The organism is Streptomyces daliensis (assembly GCF_054782395.1).
On record NZ_BAAGSO010000094.1, the window covers coordinates 739,173 to 759,530 of the forward strand.

19 protein-coding genes and 1 riboswitch are annotated in these 20,358 nt (G+C 72.4%); of the genes, 6 read left to right on the forward strand and 13 right to left on the reverse strand.

Features of this window, described 5'->3' with window-relative positions:
• Positions 1–9 precede the first annotated feature (9 nt).
• Together ACYVOO_RS25805 and ACYVOO_RS25810 are read right to left on the reverse strand one after the other, a co-directional pair.
• Positions 10–1,383 (reverse strand): MFS transporter, encoded by a 1,374-nt coding sequence (locus ACYVOO_RS25805; protein WP_461018073.1) that lies wholly within the window; start codon positions 1,381–1,383, stop codon positions 10–12.
• Positions 1,384–1,558: 175 nt separating this feature from the next.
• Positions 1,559–2,179, reverse strand: coding sequence for a TetR/AcrR family transcriptional regulator (locus tag ACYVOO_RS25810; protein WP_461018074.1), 621 nt, complete (start codon positions 2,177–2,179; stop codon positions 1,559–1,561).
• A gap of 156 nt (positions 2,180–2,335) precedes the next feature.
• Between ACYVOO_RS25810 and ACYVOO_RS25815 the strand changes: the two genes are divergently transcribed.
• Positions 2,336–3,514, forward strand: coding sequence for an FAD-dependent oxidoreductase (locus ACYVOO_RS25815; protein WP_461018075.1), 1,179 nt, complete (start codon positions 2,336–2,338; stop codon positions 3,512–3,514).
• Positions 3,515–3,518: 4 nt separating this feature from the next.
• Here the strand turns inward: ACYVOO_RS25815 and ACYVOO_RS25820 are convergent, their stop codons facing one another.
• From ACYVOO_RS25820 to metE, 3 genes are all read right to left on the reverse strand, one after another.
• Complete coding sequence (locus ACYVOO_RS25820; protein ID WP_461018076.1) at positions 3,519–4,214, reverse strand: GntR family transcriptional regulator; 696 nt, start codon at positions 4,212–4,214, stop codon at positions 3,519–3,521.
• A gap of 162 nt (positions 4,215–4,376) precedes the next feature.
• Positions 4,377–4,892: an EF-hand domain-containing protein gene (locus ACYVOO_RS25825; protein WP_461018077.1), complete on the reverse strand. Its 516-nt coding sequence runs from the start codon at positions 4,890–4,892 to the stop codon at positions 4,377–4,379.
• Positions 4,893–5,178: 286 nt separating this feature from the next.
• Positions 5,179–7,515 (reverse strand): 5-methyltetrahydropteroyltriglutamate--homocysteine S-methyltransferase, encoded by a 2,337-nt coding sequence (metE, locus tag ACYVOO_RS25830; protein WP_461018078.1) that lies wholly within the window; start codon positions 7,513–7,515, stop codon positions 5,179–5,181.
• A gap of 144 nt (positions 7,516–7,659) precedes the next feature.
• Positions 7,660–7,882, reverse strand: a riboswitch (cobalamin riboswitch).
• Between the two features lie 217 nt (positions 7,883–8,099).
• On the opposite strand from metE, the gene ACYVOO_RS25835 reads away from it, so the two are divergent.
• Together ACYVOO_RS25835 and ACYVOO_RS25840 are read left to right on the forward strand one after the other, a co-directional pair.
• Complete coding sequence (locus ACYVOO_RS25835; protein WP_461018079.1) at positions 8,100–9,854, forward strand: hypothetical protein; 1,755 nt, start codon at positions 8,100–8,102, stop codon at positions 9,852–9,854.
• 74 nt (positions 9,855–9,928) lie between these two features.
• Positions 9,929–10,390 (forward strand): nuclear transport factor 2 family protein, encoded by a 462-nt coding sequence (locus tag ACYVOO_RS25840; protein ID WP_461018080.1) that lies wholly within the window; start codon positions 9,929–9,931, stop codon positions 10,388–10,390.
• 61 nt (positions 10,391–10,451) lie between these two features.
• Here the strand turns inward: ACYVOO_RS25840 and ACYVOO_RS25845 are convergent, their stop codons facing one another.
• The 3 genes from ACYVOO_RS25845 to ACYVOO_RS25855 form a co-directional block, all read right to left on the reverse strand.
• Positions 10,452–10,883 carry an SHOCT-like domain-containing protein gene (locus ACYVOO_RS25845; RefSeq protein WP_461018081.1) on the reverse strand — a complete coding sequence of 144 codons (432 nt, stop codon included), beginning with the start codon at positions 10,881–10,883 and terminating at the stop codon, positions 10,452–10,454.
• A 61-nt stretch (positions 10,884–10,944) separates the two neighbouring features.
• A complete protein-coding gene (locus ACYVOO_RS25850) occupies positions 10,945–11,205 on the reverse strand; it encodes a hypothetical protein (protein ID WP_461018082.1) in 261 nt (86 codons plus the stop codon).
• Entirely contained in the window at positions 11,202–11,606 is a 405-nt protein-coding gene (locus ACYVOO_RS25855) for a DUF2089 domain-containing protein (protein ID WP_453347483.1), read from the reverse strand. Before ACYVOO_RS25855 ends, ACYVOO_RS25850 begins: the two co-directional genes overlap by 4 nt.
• A gap of 217 nt (positions 11,607–11,823) precedes the next feature.
• On the opposite strand from ACYVOO_RS25855, the gene lnt reads away from it, so the two are divergent.
• Entirely contained in the window at positions 11,824–13,377 is a 1,554-nt protein-coding gene (gene lnt, locus ACYVOO_RS25860) for an apolipoprotein N-acyltransferase (protein ID WP_461018083.1), read from the forward strand.
• Here the strand turns inward: lnt and ACYVOO_RS25865 are convergent.
• Together ACYVOO_RS25865 and ACYVOO_RS25870 are read right to left on the reverse strand one after the other, a co-directional pair.
• Positions 13,349–14,254 (reverse strand): Gfo/Idh/MocA family protein, encoded by a 906-nt coding sequence (locus ACYVOO_RS25865; RefSeq protein WP_461018084.1) that lies wholly within the window; start codon positions 14,252–14,254, stop codon positions 13,349–13,351. The two genes, lnt and ACYVOO_RS25865, sit on opposite strands and share 29 nt — an antisense overlap.
• A gap of 12 nt (positions 14,255–14,266) precedes the next feature.
• Positions 14,267–15,571 (reverse strand): FAD-dependent monooxygenase, encoded by a 1,305-nt coding sequence (locus ACYVOO_RS25870; protein ID WP_461018085.1) that lies wholly within the window; start codon positions 15,569–15,571, stop codon positions 14,267–14,269.
• 123 nt (positions 15,572–15,694) lie between these two features.
• Between ACYVOO_RS25870 and ACYVOO_RS25875 the strand changes: the two genes are divergently transcribed.
• Both ACYVOO_RS25875 and ACYVOO_RS25880 read left to right on the forward strand, forming a co-directional pair.
• The gene (locus tag ACYVOO_RS25875; protein WP_461018086.1) at positions 15,695–16,219 is read left to right on the forward strand and encodes a DinB family protein; all 525 of its coding nucleotides are present in this window, start codon (positions 15,695–15,697) and stop codon (positions 16,217–16,219) included.
• A gap of 143 nt (positions 16,220–16,362) precedes the next feature.
• Positions 16,363–16,878, forward strand: a complete 516-nt coding sequence (locus tag ACYVOO_RS25880) for a hypothetical protein (RefSeq protein ID WP_461018087.1) — start codon at positions 16,363–16,365, stop codon at positions 16,876–16,878.
• A gap of 82 nt (positions 16,879–16,960) precedes the next feature.
• Here ACYVOO_RS25880 and ACYVOO_RS25885 read toward each other — a convergent pair whose 3' ends face one another.
• The 3 genes from ACYVOO_RS25885 to ACYVOO_RS25895 all read right to left on the reverse strand — a co-directional run bounded on the left by ACYVOO_RS25885 (position 16,961) and on the right by ACYVOO_RS25895 (position 20,115).
• Complete coding sequence (locus tag ACYVOO_RS25885) at positions 16,961–17,452, reverse strand: hypothetical protein (RefSeq protein WP_461018088.1); 492 nt, start codon at positions 17,450–17,452, stop codon at positions 16,961–16,963.
• 208 nt (positions 17,453–17,660) lie between these two features.
• The gene (locus ACYVOO_RS25890; protein WP_453347494.1) at positions 17,661–18,329 is read right to left on the reverse strand and encodes a uracil-DNA glycosylase; all 669 of its coding nucleotides are present in this window, start codon (positions 18,327–18,329) and stop codon (positions 17,661–17,663) included.
• Between the two features lie 196 nt (positions 18,330–18,525).
• Positions 18,526–20,115, reverse strand: coding sequence for an ABC transporter substrate-binding protein (locus tag ACYVOO_RS25895; protein WP_461018089.1), 1,590 nt, complete (start codon positions 20,113–20,115; stop codon positions 18,526–18,528).
• Positions 20,116–20,358: the final 243 nt, after the last annotated feature.

Consider the following 20,358-nt stretch of genomic DNA (forward strand, 5'->3'; position numbering starts at 1 on the left):
GTCAGCGGGTCAGCGGGCCGCGGCGGTGACCGGTTCCGCCGTGGGCGCGCCCTCCCCCGTGGCCAGGTCCACCGCGCTCTTCTCGCGCGGCCCCCAGGTCTCCCAGGTCACGAGCGTCGCCACGAGCCCCAGCAGCCCGTAGAAGCTGAAGAGCAGCGCGGGCCCCACCCAGCCGGTGCCGGAGTACAGGGCCGTAGCGATCATCGGGGTGAAGCCGGAGACGACAGCGGAGAGTTGGTAGGCGAGGGAGGTCCCCGCCGTACGGGTCTTGGTCGCGAACAGCTCGGCGAACCAGGCGCCCTGGACCCCGGCGAGCGAGTTCTGGCACACCGCGTAGCTGACGACGAAGGCGGCCAGCACCAGCGCCGCCACCTCGGTGTTGACGAGCAGGAACATGGGGACGCCCCACAGGAGCGTGATGACGCAGCCCGTCAGATACACCGGGCGCCGTCCGACGCGGTCGGAGAGCCCGCCCCACAGGACGGTGGCGAAAATGCCGAGGGCCGCGGCGGTCACCAGCGCGACGAGGCTGACGGTTCCCGAGACGTCGGGCGCCTTGTCGTCGTCGAGGTAGGAGAGGACGAAGGTGACGGAGATGGCGTACCCGGCGGTCTCGGTGCTCCGGAGGCAGAAGGCGCGCAGCACGTTGCGCCAGTCCTCGCGCAGCACCTCCAGCAGCGGGTTCCTGGCCACCTGCCCGGAGTCCTTCAGCTCCTGGAACTCGGGCGACTCGTCGATCTTGAGCCGGATGAGGATGCCCACGGCGATCAGGACCGCGCTGAAGAGGAAGGGCACGCGCCAGGCCCAGGTGTCGTTCAGGGTGTTGGCGCTGAGGAGGAAGGCGAGGTTCGCGAGCAGCAGTCCGACGGGGAAGCCCGCCTGGGTGATCCCGGTGTAGAGGCCGCGTTTGCGCCACGGCGCGTGCTCGTACGTCATCAGGATGGCGCCGCCCCACTCCGCGCCGAAGGCGAGCCCCTGGATCACGCGGACCACGACGAGCAGGACCGGGGCCCACACGCCGACCATCTGATACGTGGGCAGACAGCCGATGAGCACGGTGGCGACGCCCATGAGCAGCAGGGACCCGACGAGTACGGGTTTACGTCCGACGCGGTCGCCGAGGTGCCCTGCGACGATGCCGCCCAGAGGGCGCGCCGCGAAGCCGATGCCGAGCGTGGCGAAGGACAGCAGCGTCGCGGAGAGCGGATCGGAGTCCGGGAAGAACACGTCGCCGAAGTAGAGCGCGGCGGCCGTGCCGAAGCCGATGAAGTCGTACGTCTCGATGGTCGCGCCGACGCCGCAGCCGACGGCGACCCTTCGCCGCTCCGGTGATCCGTGCGCCGCGTGCCGCGGCGCCTGTGCGGGGGGCGGGGAGCCTGCCATGGGCGATCCTCCTTGATCGTCTCTGACGCGCCTGTCGGCGAGGGCATCGTTCGTCGTTCGCGCACCGCTGTTGACTGTTAACACTCAACAGCGACAGTGATCGATACTGTCGTCGCCACGTCGTCCGACGTCAACCTCCCCGAAACAACTTTTTCGCTCCGGAGGCGCGCGGGACCTACGCGCGTGCGGTGAGGGCGCGCCAGCCGTTGTCGAGGAGGTCGAAGGCGCGGGTCAGGGCCTCGCGGGGGTCCTCGTGAGCGCGGGCCGCGTGGGGCGCTTCGAGGGCGAAGTGGGCCAGCGCCGTGCACGCGGGGTCGTCCGCCGCAAGGCCGCTCTCGTCGGCGATGGCCGCGGCGAGGGCGGTGGTGTGGCGCAGCCACATGGCCTGGTGGTAATCGCGCAGGGCCGGGGTGTCGTTCACCAGCTTGAGGAAGGTGGCGAAGCGGGGATCGCCGTCGGGGGCGGCCTCGCGGCAGCGCAGGGCGTGCTCGCACAGCGCCGCCGGAATGGACTGGCCCCGGGGCCGCTCGTACACGGCGGCGAGCAGACCGGCCTCCATGTCGGCCTCCCGGTCGAAGACGAGGGCCTCCTTGACCGGGAAGTGCTTGAACAGCGTGGTCGTCGACACGTCCGCGGCGTCCGCGATCTCCCGGATGCCCACGTCGTCGTAGCCGCGCTCCAGGAACAGGCGCAGCGCCGCGTCGGCGATGGCCTGGCGGGTGGCGGCCTTCTTGCGTTCGCGGCGCCCCATCGGCGCGGGTGCGGTGCCGCCGCTACGGGGATCGACGTCAGGCATGTCCGCAACCTACCCCATTCGTTGCCCAGCTTCAAAAGTTGAGTTGTTGCACTTATTTAGTTGGTGTGCTCTTCTGAGGCGTCAGCCGTGCGGCACCGCCGCGCGACGCGACGACACATCGACACATCGCGACATCGATAAGAACGGAGCAGCACCATGAACACCACAGCCCCCGTCCCCCGCATCGCCATCGTCGGCGCCGGTCCCGGCGGCCTGACCTGCGCGCGCATCCTGCAACGGCACGGCATCGCCGCCACCGTCTACGACCAGGAATCCGGCCCCGGTGCCCGCGACCAGGGCGGCTCCCTCGACCTCCACGAGGACAACGGCCAGCTCGCCCTCCGCGAGGCCGGACTGCTGGAGGAGTTCTTCCGGCTCTCCCGCCCCGAGGGGCAGGAAATGCGGCAACTGGACCGGGCGACAGGCGCGGTCACCTCCCACCACGTCCCGGCGGAGGGCGAGCGCTTCAAGCCCGAGATCGACCGCGGCCCGCTGCGCGATCTCCTCCTGAACTCGCTCCGGCCCGGCACGGTGCGCTGGGGCCACGCCCTCCGCTCCATCGAGCCCGCCGAGCCCGGCGCGGGGCACGCGCGAGGCCCCCGTCGACTGCGCTTCGCCGACGGCACCACCGTCGAGGCCGATCTCGTCATCGGCGCGGACGGCGCCTGGTCCAGAGTTCGCCGCGCCGTCTCCCCGGCCCTCCCCCGGTACACCGGGATCACGTTCCTCGAAGCCTGGTTCCACGACGTCGACAACCGGCATCCCGACATAGCCGGACTCGTCGGCCAGGGCAGCGCCACCGCCGCCGACGGCGAGCGCGGCCTGTTCGCGCAGCGCAACGGCGGCGGCCACATCCGCGTCTACGTCATCCAGCGGCTCCCCGCCGACTGGATCACCGCGTCCGGCCTCACCCCCCAGGACACCGGAGCGCTCCGCGCCCTCCTCCTGGACCGCTTCCGCGACTGGTCACCCCGTCTGCGGCGGCTGGTCAGCGACAACGACGGCGTATACGTCGACCGCCCTCTGCACGCGCTGCCCGTCCCGCACACCTGGGAGCACGACCCCGCCGTCACCCTGCTGGGAGACGCGGCGCACCTCATGCCCCCGCTCGGCGTCGGCGTCAACCTCGCCATGCTCGACGCCTGCGAACTCGCCCTCGCCCTCGCGCACCACGGCACCGTCGACGACGCCCTCCGCGCCTACGAGCAGACCATGCTGCCCCGTTCCGCCGGGATGCAGCGCCTCCTCGACGGCCGCGCCGCTGACCTGCTCTCCGACGAGCCGCACGACCCCGCGCACGGCGAGAACAAGGGCCTGGAGGCCGGAGCCGCCTAGCTGCCTAGCGCTTGCTGGAGGCCGGGCCGTCGGCCTCGGGCTGGAGCTTCGTCATGGCCGAGGTCATGTGCTCGTGCAGAACGCCGACCGCCGCATCCGTGTCCCCGCGCTCGATCGCCTCGACGATGGGCAGGTGGTGCCCCGCTGACATGGTGGCCTTGCGACGCTCGCTGGCGGCGCTCATCACCACCACGCGCGTCGGCCCCTCCAGATGGCGCCAGGTCTTCACGAGCATCGAGTTCCCCGACAGCTCGCACAGCAGGGAGTGGAAGGCGAGATCCGCCTCCACCTGGGCCTCGAAGTTCCCGGGGTCCTCGAACGCCTCGTCGAGCCGCTCCAGTGCCTGCCGCAGCGAAGCCGCCGCACTCGTCCTGTCCTTGTCCGGCAGCGCGATGACCTGCGCGACGGCGAGCCCTTCCAGCGACCCCCGCACCTCGAACAGCTCGCGGACCTCCTTGGGCGACAGGCTCTGCACGCGCAGCATCCCCCGTACGCCCGCGACGACCAGCCCCTCCTGCTGGAGGTGGCGCAGCGCCTCCCGTACCGTGCCCCGGCTGACCGACAGCCGCGTGGCGATCTCCACCTCGCCGAGGTGGTCGCCCGGCCGGTACTGGCCTGTGGTGATCGCGGTGCGCAGCGCCATGAGGGCACGCTCCCGCAGGGTGGAGCGGTCGAGATTCGGCAGCGCCGGGACGGTCACGGGCGCGTTGCCCCCTTCGAGGACGTGCGGCGACGGACAGGACGAGACGGGCAGGACGAGACGGGCAGGACGACTCGATGATTCTACTGTCGGCTGTTGACCGTCGCCCTCCCCGCCAGCGGTGACCGGCTCCCCCGCCCGCGCACGGGCGGGGGCCCGGACCTACCGTTCGGGCGTCGTGAAGTACGCGGCGAAGGCCGAGACGATCTCGCTCTCGCCGATCAGCCCGTCCTCGTCGGTCGCGAGGGAGCGCGCCGCGGCGCCGCAGCGTTCCTCGTCCACACCCAGCGCCTTGAGCGCCCGCTCGGCCTCTTCCGGGGTGGTGCGGCCGTCGCCGTCCGAGTCCGCGATGTTCACGACCGCGTGCAGGAAGGGGCGGGCGATCTCGCTGAAGCGGTCCGGGTTGTCGCGCAGCCGCTTCACCGCGCCGTTCACGAACTCCTCGCGGGTGATGCGCTGGTCGCCGTCGCGGTCCGCGATTCCGGCCATGCCCTGCCAGAACGCCTCGGCCCCGATGTGCAGGGCCTGGCCCCGCTCGGAGCGCGCCTTCACGCCGAATTCGCCGAGGATGGCCGCTGCCGCCGTCGTGAAGTCCTCACGGGAGATGTAGCCGTTGCCGTCCTGGTCGAAGGTGGCGAACCGGACGGCGATTCTCCGCGTGTGCTCGCTGCTGTCCATGGTGGTGCGTGCCGCCTCACATGTCAGGTGGGTCCGTTCGCTAGGCAGCGTACGACGAGGACGGGCGCGCGGAACGGAAAACGCGGTGGTCGGCCAGACGCTGTCACGTTTCTCACCGTGCGGAACGCGCGGGAGATCGCCCCCGCGGCGGTACGCGGAAGAGGACCGTACGTACCGCCGCGAGGGCGTGGCACACCGGGCAGGCGAACGCCCGGTGGGCAGGGCGGGCTCCGGCGCGAGGCCACCTGCTTGCCGCAACCCGCCGCTCAGGGGGGCCGTTGCGCCGTTACCGCCGCGTCGGCGTCGGCGTCGGCGGCAGTCCGGCCCGTACGGTGCGCGCCGCCTCGACCAGGTGCTCCAGCGAGGCGCGCACCTCCGTCCAGCCCCGGGTCTTCAGACCGCAGTCGGGGTTGACCCACAGCCGTTCGGCGGGGATCGCCTCAAGTCCCTTGCGCAACAGCGCCGCTGCCTCGTCCGCGCCGGGCACGCGCGGCGAGTGGATGTCGTAGACACCGGGGCCGACCTCGCGCGGATAGCCGACGGTGGCCAGTTCGTCCGCCACCTGCATATGGGAGCGGGCCGCTTCGAGGCTGATGACGTCCGCGTCGAGCGCCTCGATCGCGGAGACGATGTCGCCGAACTCCGCGTAGCACATGTGCGTGTGGATCTGGGTGTCCGCGCGTACGCCGCTCGTGGTGAGCCGGAACGCCTCGGTGGCCCAGTCGAGGTACGCCTCCCTGTCGGCGGCCCGCAGCGGCAGGGTCTCGCGCAGCGCGGGCTCGTCGACCTGGATGACGGCGGTGCCCGCGCCCTCCAGGTCCTGGACCTCGTCGCGCAGGGCCAGTGCCACCTGCCGCGCGGTCTCCCCCAGCGGCTGGTCGTCGCGCACGAAGGACCAGGCCAGCATCGTGACGGGGCCCGTCAGCATGCCCTTGACAGGACGGTCCGTGAGCGACTGCGCGTACGTGGTCCAGGCGACGGTCATCGGCTCGGGCCGCGAGATGTCGCCCGCCAGGATCGGCGGGCGCACATAGCGGGTGCCGTAGGACTGCACCCAGCCGTGCTGGGTGGCGAGGTAGCCGTTCAGCCGCTCGGCGAAGTACTGGACCATGTCGTTGCGTTCGGGCTCGCCGTGCACCAGGACGTCCAGGCCCGCCTCCTCCTGGAAGGCCAGCACCTCGCGGATCTCGGTGGCGATGCGCTGGTCGTACGCGGTGCCGTCGATGCGTCCGCTCCGCAGCTCGGCGCGGGCCGTGCGCAGTTCCGCCGTCTGCGGGAACGAGCCGATGGTGGTGGTCGGCAGCAGCGGCAGCCCCAGGCGGGCGCGCTGCGCCGCCGTGCGCTCCGGATACGGCTGCGCACGGCGCGCGTCGGCCGGTGTGGCCGCCGCGCAGCGCGCGCGGACGGCGGGGTCGCTGGTCAGCGCGGAGGAGGCGCGGGAGGCGAGGTCGGCGCGGTTGGCGGAGAGCCGCCCGGTGATGAGGTCGGTGCCGCCGCTCAGGCCGCGGGCCAGGGTGACGACCTCCTCGGTCTTCTGCCGGGCGAAGGCGAGCCAGCGCGCGATCTGCGGGTCGACGTCGCGTTCGGCGGCGGCGTCCAGTGGCACGTGCAGCAGCGAGCAGGACGGCGCGACGTCCACCCGTTCCGCGAGGCCGAGGAGGGAAGCGAGGGTGCCCAGCGACTTCTCCAGGTTGTTGATCCATACGTTGCGGCCGTCGACGACGCCCGCGACGAGCCGCTTGCCCGGCAGTCCGCCCGCGCGTGCCAGGTCGTCCAGGTTGGCGGCGCCGGGCCCGGTGAAGTCCAGGGCCAGCCCCTCAACGGGCGACTTGGCCAGCACGGCCAGTGCCTCGCCGAGGCGGTCGAAGTAGGAGGCGACCAGCAGCTTGGGCCGGTCGGCGAGGGCGCCCAGTTCGCGGTAGGCGCGCTCGGCCGCGTTCAGTTCGGCCGCCGTGCGGTCCTGGGCGAGGGCCGGTTCGTCGAGCTGCACCCATTCGGCGCCCGCTGCCCGCAGATCGGCCAGCACCTCGGCGTACACGGGCAGCAGCCGGTCCAGCAGTGTGAGCGGCGCGAAGCCGTCCGCCACGCCGGGCGCGGGCTTGGCGAGAAGGAGATAGGTGACGGGTCCGACGAGCACGGGCCGCGCGGTGTGCCCCAGTGCCAACGCCTCCCTCAGCTCTCCGACGGGCTTGGCGGAGTCGGCGGTGAAGACCGTGCCGGGGCCCAGTTCGGGCACCAGGTAGTGGTAGTTGGTGTCGAACCACTTGGTCATCTCCAGGGGCGCGGTCTCCTGGGTGCCGCGTGCCATGGCGAAGTAGCCGTCCAGCGCGTCGGTGTCCACGGCGTCGCGGTGCCGCTCGGGGACGGCGCCGACCATCACGGTGGTGTCCAGCACATGGTCGTAGTACGAGAAGTCCCCGGTGGGAACCTCGTCGATCCCGGCGTCGGCGAGGCGCCGCCAGTTCTCCCGGCGCAGGGTGGCCGCGGTCTCCCGCAGGGCTTCTGCGGTGACCCGGCCCTTCCAGTAGCCCTCGACTGCCTTCTTGAGTTCCCTCTTGGGGCCCTGGCGGGGGTATCCGTGGACGGTGGCGCGGGTTGCCGCGGCTGCGGACTTGCTGGTCACTCAACTCTCCTTCGCGAGTCGTGTCAGTGACCCCGGAGGCCGAGCGAGGAGACGAAGGAAAGGCTCACGGGAGGCGCACGCCGTCCGCGCCCTTCCCGTACCGCCGACCCGCCCTCGAGGTCACCGAGATCTCCGCGCACGGGTTTCGTACGCGGACAGTTGGCAGGTCTTCGGACTCGCGGACCCGCCGGGCGCTTCTCGCCCGGCACCTACTGGCCGTCGCTTCCCGGGCCCTTCCTGGGCCCAGTGCTGATGACGGCGGTCGTTTCCGCTCACCGCTGCGGGGCAGCTCCGGATTCTCACCGGATTCCCTCTTGCGACGCGCCTGCCTGGAGGGCAGGGCGAACCGACTGCGCCGCCCACCCTACGTCGGCGGAACGGCACTGAACAGTGCGCCCCGGTGCACGCTGCCGACCCGTCGGACGGCGGGGCCCATGGCGCGGCCCGGCGCGCGGCGACGTGGCGTGCGCGGCGTGGCGTGCGCTCCCTACTGAGCCGCGAGTTCCGCTGCCACGATGAGGCACCGCACTGAGGCACCGCGTCCCTGGACAGCGGGGAGGCGGCCATGGACTGGGGAGACGGCCATGGACCAGACGGGGATCAGAATCGCGAGCGGCGTCGCCGTCTGGATCTTCGCCGCCTTCGGCGGCCTGCTCATCGTCCTGCTCTCCCGTGCCGTCACCTCGGCCGCGCAGTACCTCAGGGGCCAGGGCCGCATCCTCCCCCTCGTGGTACGCCCCGACCCTGGCGACGGCGAGACCGGGAGCGGGAACGGAGGCGACGGTTCCGCCGCCGCGCGGCGCCAGGCGTGCCGTGAACTGGCCGCCCATCTCGCGGTGCATCTGAGCGCCACGTCGAACGACTCGCTGCTCGCGCCCGGCGCCGCCTCGCCCACCCCCGTCGCACCCTCGCCGCAGGCGTCGTCCACCCCGCACGGCTGGCTGGAGTCCGTGGTGCGGCTCGCGGTGTCCAGACCGCGCGCGTTCCACGTCCACCTCACCGAGATGGAGCCGGTCGAGGAGGGGCTGCGCCGGGTCTCCGTACGGATCGTGCGGGCGCCGCAGGGGCAGATCGTGGCGGCCACCGTCGTCGAGAAGCCGCGGGACGAGCAACTGGTGGAGACGCTCGCCTGCTACACCACCGTCAGCGTGCGCGGCCTCCCCGCGATGCGCCGCCGCATCCCCCGCTGGGAGCGCTGGGACCACGACGTGCGGGGCTACGCGCGGTTCCGGCACGGCGTCACCGAGCAGGAGAAGGCGCAGGCGCGCGAACAGGCCCGTCCGCTGCCCGCGCCGCTGCTGGCCTACAGCGTCCCCCGGCGGTACGCCGCCGCGCTGCGCGCCTTCGCCGACGCCGCCGAGTACTCGCCGGGCAACCTCACCCTCCGCCTCCACCAGGCGGCGCTGCACGAACGGGTGGGCTCCTACCGGCCCAAGGAGTACGCGAAGGCCATCGACATCTACCAGCGCTGCACCGAGCTGTGGCCGGGCCACATCGAGACCGCGTACCGCACCGCCATCGCCTACTCGCGCGGCTCCACCCCGGTACGCAGGGGCTCCCCGCGCCTGTCCGAGAACGAGATGGAGCGCCTGCACGACACCGCCAACCGGCACTTCGACGACCTCGAACGGCGGCTGCGGCGGCGCGCGCTGGCGCGGTGCTGGGCCCGTACGGTCGTGCCCGGCGGACGGTGGAACCCGGGCGAGCGGCGCTACTGGTCGTCCTGGCTCACCCCGCTGCCGCTGCCCGCGCGGCGCAGCCGCCGCAGCACGTTCCGCGGCGCGATCGTCATCGCCCGCGCGGGCCACACCATGGGCGGGGCGCTGCGCACACCGGACGACTCGCCGCGACTGCGCGAGATTCAACGCGAGGTGGAGACCGCGTTCGAGCGGGTCGCCCGCCAGGTGATGAGCGGCAGCCGCGGTCCCGGCCATCTGCGGCTGCTGTACCCGCAGCGCGGGCACTCGCTGCGCGGCGGCGTCCACGACGCGGCCTGGCACGCGACGCCGCTGCCGGGGCGCCCCACCTCGCGCTTCTGGGGCCCGCTGCGGCGCCCCGGCGTCGGATGGCTCGCGCACTACAACGCGGCCTGCTTCCTGGCCCTGGCCATCCCGCTCGCCCCGGCCTTCCGGCCGGGGCGCTACGCGGACGACGGCCAGTGGAGCGAGGACTGCGCCCGCGCCGCGCTCAACCAGCTGGACAACAGCCTGCGCACACCGGACACCGAGCTGACCACGGGCTGGATCCTGCACGACGCCGACCTCCAGGCCCTGTGGAAGACCGAACTCGGCGCCCGCTGGGCCTCGTTCATGGGCGTGCCGCTGTCCAGAGCACGGTGAACGCGGGGGTGCGCGGGGGTGCGCTGTGGTGCGCGGGGCTACCTTCCTCGGGCCACGCACCGCACACTGTGCCGATGGCCGAGCAGCGGGCAGTCGAGATGCGGGCACAGGACGAGCGCGGGGTGGCGGCGCTGTGGGACCGGATGGCGGTCGACGACCTGGTCACCGGTTACGCGGCGGCCGTCGACGACGGCGACTGGGACGAGTACCGGGCGCTCTTCGCACCGGAGGGGCGGGCCGACTACCGCTCGGCGGGCGGCGCCGAGGGCGACGTCGAGACCATGGTGCGCTGGCTGACGGAGACCCTGGGCCTCTTCTTCCCCACGCGCCAGCACCTGATCGTCGACCGCCACGTGGAGACCGACGGCGCGACGGCGACCGTACGTGCCGACTACTACAACCCGATGCGGTCCGGGAGCGCCGAGTCGGCAGCGCCGGACTTCGAGTGCGGTGGCCGCTACGCGTTCACGGCACGGCGCACGGAGGCGGGCTGGCGCCTGACGCATGTGGTGGCACACGAGAAATGGCGCCGCTAGGCCGTCCGGCGACGACGGCGTGCCGTCGCCACCAGGCACCGCACCACCCCGCCCAGCGCCGTCACTCGCAGAAGACCTGCACCTTCGCGTCGCGGTCGACGACGCCCACCGACACCTCCTCCAGGTGCTCGACAAGCTCCTCGATGTGCTGCGGCTTCAGCTCGGTGAGATCGATCGGCACCCCCGACTTGTTCAGCTCCGCGCTGACCTTGGTGAGCGCCTGCGGAGGGACGAGGCTCGCGAGCCGGACCCCGGCACGCAGGAGCTGGAGCGGGACCTGGATGTTGACGTGGCTCGGCCCGTCGCCGTCCGCGGTCTCCGCCGAGTTCACCATCACGCGCAGGTACTTGGGCCGGGTCTTCGCGCGGGGCGCGTCCCCCGGTGCGGCCCGGGGCCGCTCGCGTTCGAGCGCTTCCAGCAGCCGCTCGGCCTCGTCCGCGCTGATCTTGCCCTCGGCCAGCATCTCCAGGATCTGACGGCTCTGCTCGTTCATGTCGTTCTTCCCCTCCGGTTCCGGCTCCGGTTTCGGCTCCGACTCCGACTCCGACTCCGACTCATCTGACGCTTATCAGCAGGGCCGTGCGGCCCTGCTCGATCTCGATCCGAGTGCCGGGCAGCGCCCACAGCAGCCGCCCGGTGCCACGCAGCGCTCCCCCCGGGCTCACCCGGAAGACGAGGCAGGCGACCAGCCCGGCCGGCACGGCGAGCAGCAGCAGCGGCGACAGCACCAGCAGCACCGGCGGAACCGGGACGTACAGCCGCCGACGGCGGCCGTCGGAACGGCGGTAGCCCACCGTCACCAGCAGCGGGATCACCGGGACCGCTCCAGCTCGGCCAGCGCCTCCTGGGCGCTGATCTCCCCCCGCCGCAGGCGGTCGACGACGTCTGCGCCGCTGGGCGCGGGATCGGTTTCGACGAACTCCAGTCGCTCGGCGATCCGGTTCAGACGGGCCTTGACCGTCGGGTAGCTCACCCCGAAGATCCGCTCCATTTCCTTGATCGAACCGTGTGACCGCACGAACGCGGCGACGAACACCTGGTCGTCCACGCCGAGCTGCGCCAGTTGCGGCGGCTCGAACTGCCCCTCGACCGCGACGCCGCTGCCGGTGAGCCGGACCCGCTCGACCACGAACGGCTGCCCCTGCGTCAGGTCCGTCAGTTCCTGCCAGTCCACCCTCGGCTCCCCTGCTCTCGGTTCCTCGGTCCTCGACGACATGCTCTTGGTTTATTTGTAGCTTCACTTTTTTAAGTCGTCAACGCGAAAAACTTAATTTATTTGATTCACTCCTCAGTGGCGCCTCGACCGTCGCGCCCTCGGCGTCAACGCGGCCCCGCGGGCGCGCCCTCGCCCGTACGGACTCCCTCCCGCACACTGGTGATCTGCTGATCCGACAGTCGGACTGCGTGTCAGGCGGGGCGAAGGAGGGCGCGGAATGCGGGTGGCGCTGGAGTCCCGGTGGGCGTGGGGAGCGCTCGCCGTGGTGGCGGGCGCCGTGCCCGCGCTGGCCTTCCCCGCGCCGGCGCTGTGGTGGCTCGCCTACGCGGCCCTCGTCCCCTGGATGCTGCTGGCCCGCGCGGCACCGACAGGGCGCAGGGCGGCCTTCACCGGCTGGCTCGGCGGTACGGGCTTCATGCTCGCCGTGCACCACTGGCTGCTGCCGAGCCTGCACGTCTTCATCCTCGTGCTGGCGGCGCTGCTCGGTCTGCTGTGGGCGCCCTGGGGGTGGCTGGTGCGGCGGCTGCTGGAGGGGCGCCCCGGTCCGGGGCGGCTCGCCGCCGCCGTACTGCTGCTGCCCTCCGCCTGGCTGATGGTGGAGCTGGTCCGCTCGTGGCAGGGGCTGGGCGGGCCCTGGGGGCTGCTCGGGGCGAGCCAGTGGCAGGTGACGCCCGCGCTGCGGCTGGCCTCGGTGGGCGGGGTGTGGCTGATCAGCTTCGTCGTCGTCGCCGTGAACACCTCGCTGGCGGCGCTGCTCGCCGCGCGCGGCGCGCCCACTCGGCTGCCCGCCGTCTCGGCCGTCTCGGCGCTGGCCGCGGTGGCCGTGGTCGTCGGCGGTACGTGGGCGTGGGTGCCGCTGCCCGAGGAGGAGACCGGGGACTCGCTGCGGGTGGGCGTCGTCCAGTCGGGCGGCGGCATGTCGGCGGACGCGCGCTTCACGCGCAACGAGGAGCTGAGCCGCTCCCTGGCCCGCGAGCACCATGGGCTGGACCTGATCGTCTGGGGCGAGAGCAGCGTCGGCTACGACCTGGCCGAACACCCCCGGCTGCGCGCACGGCTCGCGTCGCTCTCCCGCGCGACGGGCGCCGAAATACTGGTGAACGTGGACGCGCGGCGCTCGGACAAGCCCGGCATCTTCAAGAGCTCGGTGCTGGCGGGCCCGGACGGGCTGACCGGGGAGCGCTACGACAAGATGCGCCTGGTGCCGTTCGGCGAGTACGTGCCCGCGCGCTCGGTGCTCGGCTGGGTGACCTCGGTGGGCCGGGCCGCGGGCGAGGACAGGCGGCGCGGTACGGAGCCGGTGCTGATGCGGGCCGACGGGGTCCGGTTCGGGCCGCTGGTGTGCTTCGAGACCGCCTTCCCCGACATGAGCCGCCACCTGGCGAGCGAGGGCGCCCGCGTCCTGGTGGCGCAGTCGTCCACCTCGTCGTTCCAGAACAGTTGGGCGCCCCAGCAGCACGCCTCGCTCGCCGCGCTGCGCGCCGCCGAGACCTGGCGGCCCATGGTGCACGCCACCCTCACCGGGGTGAGCGCGGTGCACGGGCCGCGCGGCGAGGCCGTCGGCGAGCGGCTGGGCACGGACCGCTCCGCCGCGGCGTCCTACTCGGTGCCGATGGCCACGGGTACGAGCCCGTATGTGCGCCTGGGCGACTGGGTCATCTATCTGACGGTGACCTCGCTGCTGGTCTACGGCGCAGCCGGGAGCCTGCGCGCGCTGCGCGAGGCGCGCCGCGGCGCGACGGTCACCTCCCCTGCGCCAGCGCGTCAGTGACGACCCGTTCGCACAGCTCGTGGGTGTGCAGCGCGTCCTCGGCCGAGAGCGGCTCGCCCGCGCGCACGGCGTCGAGGAAGGCCAGCACGGCCTGCTCGATGCCGCGCTGCCTGGCCACGGGCACCCAGTCGCCGCGCCGCCGGACGCTGGGCTGGCCCTTGTGGTCGACGATCTCGGCGAGGTTGCGGACCTCGCGCTTGGTGTCCTGGCCCGAGACCTCCAGGATCTCCTCGGCCGAGCCGGAGAGCCGGTTCATGGCCCCGATGGCGGTGAAGCCGTCGCCGGAGAGCTGGAGGACGACGTGGTGCAGCAGCCCGTCGCGCACGCGCGCCCGCACGTCGATGTGGTCGGGGGTGCCGGGGGCGAGGAAGCGGAGGGTGTCGACGACGTGGATGAAGTCGTCGAGCACCATGCGGCGCGGGTCCTCGGGGAGGCCGACGCGGTGCTTCTGGAGGATGATCAGGTCGCGGGGGTGTTCCAGGCACTGCGCGTAGCCGGGCGCGTAGCGGCGGTTGAAGCCGACGGCGAGGCCGACGCCGCGCCGCTGCGCGAGACGCACCAGGCGCTCGGACTCGGCGAGTTCGTAGCTGAGCGGCTTGTCGACGTAGGTGGGCACGCCCGCTTCCAGGAGCTGTCCGACGAGCGTGGCGTGGGCGCTCGTGGCAGCGTGCACGAAGGCGGCGTCGGGCCCGGTGGCGAGGAACGGTTCGAGTCCGGTGTGCCGCCGCTCGTCGGGGACGCGGTAGGCCGAGCCGAGCCGCTGGAGGGTGACGGGGTCGCGGGTGACCAGGTGCGGTTCCAGTCCCGGCCGTGCGGTGAGCACCGGCAGGTACGCCTTCTCCGCGATGTCTCCGAGACCGATCACGCCGATCTTCACGTGGGCTCCTCATCAGGTCGGGGTGGTCTCCGTACGGCCGCTGCGGCCCCCGGCCCCGGCAGGATACGGGTGACCCGGCGGGCTCCAGTCGGCGATGCCGTCGAGGGCGCGCAGCGCGAGCTGGGGGCCGAACCCGCTGAGAGCGGCGAAGGAGGCGTCGCGCAGCGCGCAGGCGGGTGCGGAGGTCAGCGTGTTCATCCTGGCGGCGCGCGAGGCACGGCGGACGATCTCCATCGTGCGGGGCAGCCGTTCGGCGCTGTAGGCGGCCAGCGCTACGGGGAGGGCGGTGGCGGACGAGCCCGCGTGACGCACGTTGCGCACGTGGTGTGCGAGGACGACGGCGTCCTCGACGGCCTGGTTGCCGCCCTGGCCGAGGGTCGGCGGCATGGCGTGCGCGGCGTCGCCGAGGAGGGCGACACGGCCCCGATGGTAGGCGGGCAGGGCGCGGGCCATGCGGTACGCGTCGCTCCGCAGGACGTCCTCCGGGGCCGCGGCGGCGAGGAGGGCGGGGACCGGCTCGTGCCAGCCGCCGAAGCGGCGCAGCAGTTCGGCCAGTTCACCGTCGGGCGAAGACCCGCCCGGGGACACCGCTGCGGTGGCGTAGGCGTACGTCCGCCCGTCGGGCAGCGGCTGGGTGCCCCACAGGACGCCGCGGCCCCAGGTCTCGTGCGGGGTGAAGGGCCGCGCCAGCTCGGGGACGACGAGGCGCCAGGTGGTGAAGCCGACGTAGCGGGGCCCGGGGTGGCCGGGGAAGAGGGCGCCGCGCGCCGGTGAGTGGATGCCGTCGGCGGCGACGACGAGCTCGGCCTCCAGCTCGGTGCCGTTCGCGCGTACCCGCGCGGGCTCGCCGGGGCCGCCCCGGTGGGTGAGCACGGCCTCGGCGCCGGTGCGTATCGCGCCCTCGGGGAGGCGTGCGGCCAGGAGGCCGATGAGGGTGGCGCGGTGCAGGGGGACGAGGGGGCCGCCGAAGCGCTCGGCCGCCGCGTCGTTGGTCATGCGGGAGAGCCAGCGGCCCGAGGGGGTGCGCAGGCCGCCCTCGCCCGTCCAGGTGCGCAGGGAGCGGACGGTGTCGCCGAAGCCGATCAGGTCGAGGGCACGCAGGGCGTTCGGGGTGATGCCGAGGCCCGCGCCGACGGCTTCGATGCGCGGGGCGCGCTCCAGGACGGTCACCGGCCAGCCGTCGCGGTGGAGCGCCACCGCGGCGGTGAGGCCGCCGACTCCGGCGCCGATGACGAGGGCGCGGGGCGGGCGGGGCGAGTGGGGTGTGCGGGGCGAGTGGGCTGCGCGGGGTACGCGGGGTACGTCGGGCGCTGGCATGGCGGCTCCTCTGGCTCCTTGTGCGGGCGTCCTGGGGCGAGCGGCGGCTCGGTCCAGGGCGGGTCAGGGGCGGGCCGGGAAAGTCTCTCGCCACGGGGCCGGGCCAGGGACATGATGACGCGCATGACGACAGAGACCGGGACGGTACCCGGACGCACCATCCCCGAAGGGACGCTCTCCGAGCGCGCCATGCTGGAGGGCTGGCTCGACTTCCACCGCGGCACGCTCCTCCGCAAGTGCGCCGGGCTGGACGACGAGGAACTGCGGCGGGCCTCGGTGCCCCCGTCGGAACTGACCCTGCTGGGGCTCGTTCGCCATCTGACCGACGTCGAACGCCACTGGTTCCGCCGGGTGTTCGGTGGCGAGGACATACCGACCCTCTACTACACCGACGAGGACCCGGACGCCGACTTCCGCGTCGACGGCCCCGGAACGGCCGAGGAGACCTTCGCCGCCTGGCACCGGGAGGTGGCCCTCGGCCGCGCCTGCGCGGAGGGGCACGCGCTGGACACCCTCGGCCGCCCCGCGCACGGCGGGCCAGGGCCCAGCCTGCGCTGGATCTACACGCACATGATCGAGGAGTACGCGCGCCACAACGGGCACGCGGACCTGCTGCGCGAGCGTGTGGACGGGACGACCGGCTTCTGACCGGCGGCCGACCTGATGCTGAGCGGCTGCTGACCGGCTTCTGACCGGCTCTGAGCGGCGCGGCAGCTTCGCGCCTCGCCCGTCACCCTCGTGGGGGCTGGTCACCGGCCGTGCTGACGTGCAGAGTTGCCGGAGTGCCACGATTGACTACAGCAATGGTGCTGGTCGGAGCCGCCCTCACGGCCGCCTCGGGCTGCGTCACCGTATCCGGTGAGCCGGGCGCCTCCCACGGCGCGTCCCCGTCGACTCCCTCCCCCGCCTCGGGCCCTCCGCCCAAGGCGGGGACGGACAGCGAGCGGGCGGAGAAGCAGGTCGTCCGCTCCCCCGCGCAGGAGGCCCTCTCCGGGCTCCCCGAGAAGAAGCCGGGCTCCGGCCGCGCGTCGTCCTCCGGGGGCGGCGGCCAGGAACGCGTGACCGGCACCGAAGCGCGTCCCGCGCCCCGGCCGCGCAAGCCAGCGCGGCAGGAGGCCCCCCGGCCCAGGGAACGGACGCCCGTCCCCGAGCCGCCCCGCATCGATCTGCCCGGCGCCTCCCTCCCCGACCACGGCAGGCCGGGCCGCCCGCCGTCCCGCGCCGAGCTGTGCAGGCTCGGGGAGCGGCTCGGCCACTGGGAGACGGGCGGCCGGCCCCGCGTGTGCCGCGAGCCGTACGGCGACTGATCCGCACCGACCCACCCGACGGGTGACCCGCGAGGTGGCCGGCCCGCACAGCGGCTCACGTCCAGCGGCTCCCGCCCAGCGGCTACGAGCGGCTGCTGCCCCCCAGCTGGAGGCACAGCCGCTCGATACCGGCTCTGATCCCCGCCGCGTACTCGTCGTCGGCCAGCACGCCCGCGGCCCCGCGCGCCCTGGCCAGCTCCCTCAGCGCCGCGCTCTCGTCACCGAGCTTGACGTGGTCCGCCGCGAGGTTGAGATAGAGCGACGGGTAGAAGGAACGCACCGCCCGGGTGTGCTCCCCCCACTTCGCCTCCTCCCGCGCGATGGCGTCCGCCGCCTCCAGGGCCCGCAGGTCCCACTCCAGCTCCGCCACGGGATCGTCCTGGGTGTCCGCCATGTAGTGCGCGATGGTGCAGCGGTGGAAGAGATCGCCCTCCTCGCCCGTCTCCTCCCAGAGCAGCCCGAAGCGCTTGCGTGCCTCTTCGCGGTCCCCTCCTCTGTGGAGGATGATCGCCTGCCCGATTCTCACCATCGTCGCGTCCGGGTCCGGGTACGCCTCCTGCTGCGGCTCCGCCACGGGACTCCTCCTGCCGTCCTGGTCGTCCGGCCCGCACATGCGCCGTCTCCTGTGCCCTGATGTGTGGCCTCTTGTCCTCCGACGCTAGCCGCAGCCACTGACAATCCGGTTCAGGCGCTCGCACCCCACCCCCGTCCGCACGCGTGCGACCCCCGGCCGGGTGTGCCCCGGCCGGGAGGACCGGGCGGGGCGACGGGGGCCGACGCGCTCAGCCCAGGTCGGGGATGCGCCAGTCGATCGGGGTGTGGCCCTGGGCGGCGATGGCCTCGTCGATCTGGGTGAAGGGGCGCGAGCCGAAGAACTTCTTCGCCGACAGCGGGGAGGGGTGGGCGCCCTGCACCACGGCGTGCCGCTCGGTGTCGATGAGGGGCAGCTTCTTCTTCGCGTAGTTACCCCACAGCACGAACACCGCGGGGTCGGGCCGGGAGGCCACGGCGCGGATCACCGCGTCCGTGAACTTCTCCCAGCCCTTGCCCTTGTGCGAGTTGGCCTCTCCGGCCCGCACCGTCAGCACCGCGTTCAGCAGCAGCACGCCCTGCCGCGCCCAGGGCATCAGATAGCCGTTGTCGGGCACGGGGTGGCCCAGTTCGTCCCGCATCTCCTTGTAGATGTTGCGCAGGGACGGGGGCGTCTTCACCCCCGGGCGGACGGAGAAGCACAGGCCGTGGCCCTGCCCCTCGCCGTGATACGGGTCCTGGCCGAGGATCAGCACCTTCACCTGCTCGTACGGCGTGGCGTCGAGCGCGGCGAAGACCTCCTCGCGGGGCGGATAGACGGGACCGCGCGCCCGCTCCTCCTCGACGAACTCGGTGAGTTCCTTGAAGTACGGCTTCTCGGTCTCCTCGCCGAGGACGCCCTGCCAGGACTCGGGCAGCATGCCCTGCGCGCCGTTCACTCGTCAGACCTCCGGTGTGCGTTCGTTCGCTCGTCGTTCCGCTCAGAACGTACCGTCGGCCACTGACAACGGACCACGCGCGGCCCTGTCAGAGCGCTCGGTTCCCGCCGTTCCTCACCGCACCGGGTTCTTCACAGCGAGCGCACCGGGTTCCTCGCCGCGAGCGCGCCGCCGTGCCTCACCAGCTCGACTTCTTGTGCAGCTCCCACACGCGCGGCAGCGCGGAGGGGTCGAGCAGCCACTCGACTCCGGCCATGTCCTTGAGCGAGGCGATGTAGAGCCTGCCCTGCCACAGCGGGATCAGCCTGGCGTCCTTGGCGATGATCTTCTGGGCGCGGGTGAAGGAACGGCTCGCCACGGCGCGGTCGCTCTCCTTGCGGGAGCGCGGCAGCAGGTCGTCGGTGATCGCGGAGGTCTCGTACGGCGTGCTCACGGCGTTGTTCTGGCCCACGAACGGCGCGATGTAGTTGTCGGCGTCCGGGAAGTCGGGGAACCAGCCGCGCCCGAAGACCGGGTACTCGCCCTTGGCGTAGCCCTTCTGGAAGGAGTTCCACGGGCGGCCCTTGACGGTGATCGAGAAGAGCCCCGACTCCTCCAGTTGCCGCTTCAGCTCGGTGAACTCGCGCTCGGTCGCCGAGCCGTAGCGGTCGGTGGTGTACCAGAGGGTGAGGGGCACCTTCTTGCTGATGCCCGCTTGGGCGAGGATCTCCTTCGCCTTCTGCTTGCTGGGCTCCCCGTAGGCGTCGTAGTAGGCGCTGGTGTGTCCGGTGATGCCGCCCGGGACCATGGAGTAGAGCGGGTCGGCCGTGCGCTCGTAGACGTTGCGCACCAGCGCCTTGCGGTCGATGAGCTGGGCGACGGCCTTGCGGACCGCCGGGTTGCCCGCTGTGGAGTCCTTGGGGTTGAAGACGAGGTAGCGGATCTCGGAGCCGAGCATCTCGCTCAGCTCGATGCTGTTGTTGCCGTTCGCCTTAGCTTCCTGGAAGCCGGTGATCTGCTTGGGGGTGAGGCCGCGCAGCGCGAGGTCGATCTTCTTGTCCTTGAGCGCGGCCACCATCTTCGAGGAGTCCTGGAAGTAGTCGATGGTGACGGCGTCGTTCTTGATCTCGGCGGGGCCTTCGTAACCGGCGTACTTCTTCAGTACGGCCTTGTCGCCGTCCTTGTAGGACTCCAGCGTGTACGGGCCGGAGCCGACGAGTTCGTCGCCCTTGCGCAGGCTGTTCGCCGGGTAGCTCTCCGGGTCGACGAGCGAGGTCGCGGGGGTGGCGAGGATGAACGGGAAGGTCGCGTCGGACTTCTTGAGGTGGAAGACGACCGTGCGCTTGTCCGGGGTCTCGACGCGGTCGAGGCTGCCGAGGAGACCGAGCGGGCCGGATTCGGCGTCGATCTGCTCGATGCGGTCGATGGAGTGCTTGACGGCCGTCGCGTCCAGCGCGTTGCCGTTGGAGAACTTCAGCCCGTCCTTGAGCGTGCAGCGGTAGACGCGGCTCGCGGAGTCCGTGAAGCCGCAGCGCTTGGCGGCGTCGGGCTCGGGCGAGGTGCTGGAGTTGGGAAAGTGCAGAAGCGTCTGGAAGACGTTCTTGTACAGCTCCCAGGACCCGTCCCAGGCCGCGGCCGGGTCGAGCACACTCGGTTCACTGGTGGTCCCCACGACCACCGAGTGCTCTTCTTCGCCGTCTTCCCCCGACAGCGCACTGCATCCAGCGACCAGTGACGTGGATATGAGCACTGTCGCTGCGTTTTTCAGGGGCCGTTTCCGGTCGAACACCTACGCGCTCCTCAGTCGGCGGGGCCACTACTGCTGATGCGGTTCTTCGGGGGAAGTGCCGTCGGCCGGATGTTGCGTTCGTCTGCGACGGCGAGCGTCCGCACCCCGTCGCCACGCGGACCCGCTGGCCGGAGGCGAGAGAGACACTACCTCAGCGAGCGGACTTGGAGCATGCACAGATCAACTCTTTCCGAGGGTCTTCGAACATCCGTTGTTCGACGCTGAGTTGCAGGTCATCAGCCT

Excerpts from the sequence above, each read along its gene's own strand:
- ACYVOO_RS25805 (WP_461018073.1), bottom strand. The coding sequence starts at position 1,383 with ATGGCAGGCTCCCCGCCCCCCGCACAGGCGCCGCGGCACGCGGCGCAC.
- ACYVOO_RS25810 (WP_461018074.1), bottom strand. The coding sequence starts at position 2,179 with ATGCCTGACGTCGATCCCCGTAGCGGCGGCACCGCACCCGCGCCGATG.
- ACYVOO_RS25815 (WP_461018075.1), top strand. The coding sequence starts at position 2,336 with ATGAACACCACAGCCCCCGTCCCCCGCATCGCCATCGTCGGCGCCGGT.
- ACYVOO_RS25825 (WP_461018077.1), bottom strand. The coding sequence starts at position 4,892 with ATGGACAGCAGCGAGCACACGCGGAGAATCGCCGTCCGGTTCGCCACC.
- ACYVOO_RS25835 (WP_461018079.1), top strand. The coding sequence starts at position 8,100 with ATGGACCAGACGGGGATCAGAATCGCGAGCGGCGTCGCCGTCTGGATC.
- ACYVOO_RS25840 (WP_461018080.1), top strand. The coding sequence starts at position 9,929 with ATGGCCGAGCAGCGGGCAGTCGAGATGCGGGCACAGGACGAGCGCGGG.
- ACYVOO_RS25845 (WP_461018081.1), bottom strand. The coding sequence starts at position 10,883 with ATGAACGAGCAGAGCCGTCAGATCCTGGAGATGCTGGCCGAGGGCAAG.
- ACYVOO_RS25855 (WP_453347483.1), bottom strand. The coding sequence starts at position 11,606 with ATGTCGTCGAGGACCGAGGAACCGAGAGCAGGGGAGCCGAGGGTGGAC.
- lnt (WP_461018083.1), top strand. The coding sequence starts at position 11,824 with ATGCGGGTGGCGCTGGAGTCCCGGTGGGCGTGGGGAGCGCTCGCCGTG.
- ACYVOO_RS25870 (WP_461018085.1), bottom strand. The coding sequence starts at position 15,571 with ATGCCAGCGCCCGACGTACCCCGCGTACCCCGCGCAGCCCACTCGCCC.
- ACYVOO_RS25875 (WP_461018086.1), top strand. The coding sequence starts at position 15,695 with ATGACGACAGAGACCGGGACGGTACCCGGACGCACCATCCCCGAAGGG.
- ACYVOO_RS25890 (WP_453347494.1), bottom strand. The coding sequence starts at position 18,329 with ATGCTGCCCGAGTCCTGGCAGGGCGTCCTCGGCGAGGAGACCGAGAAG.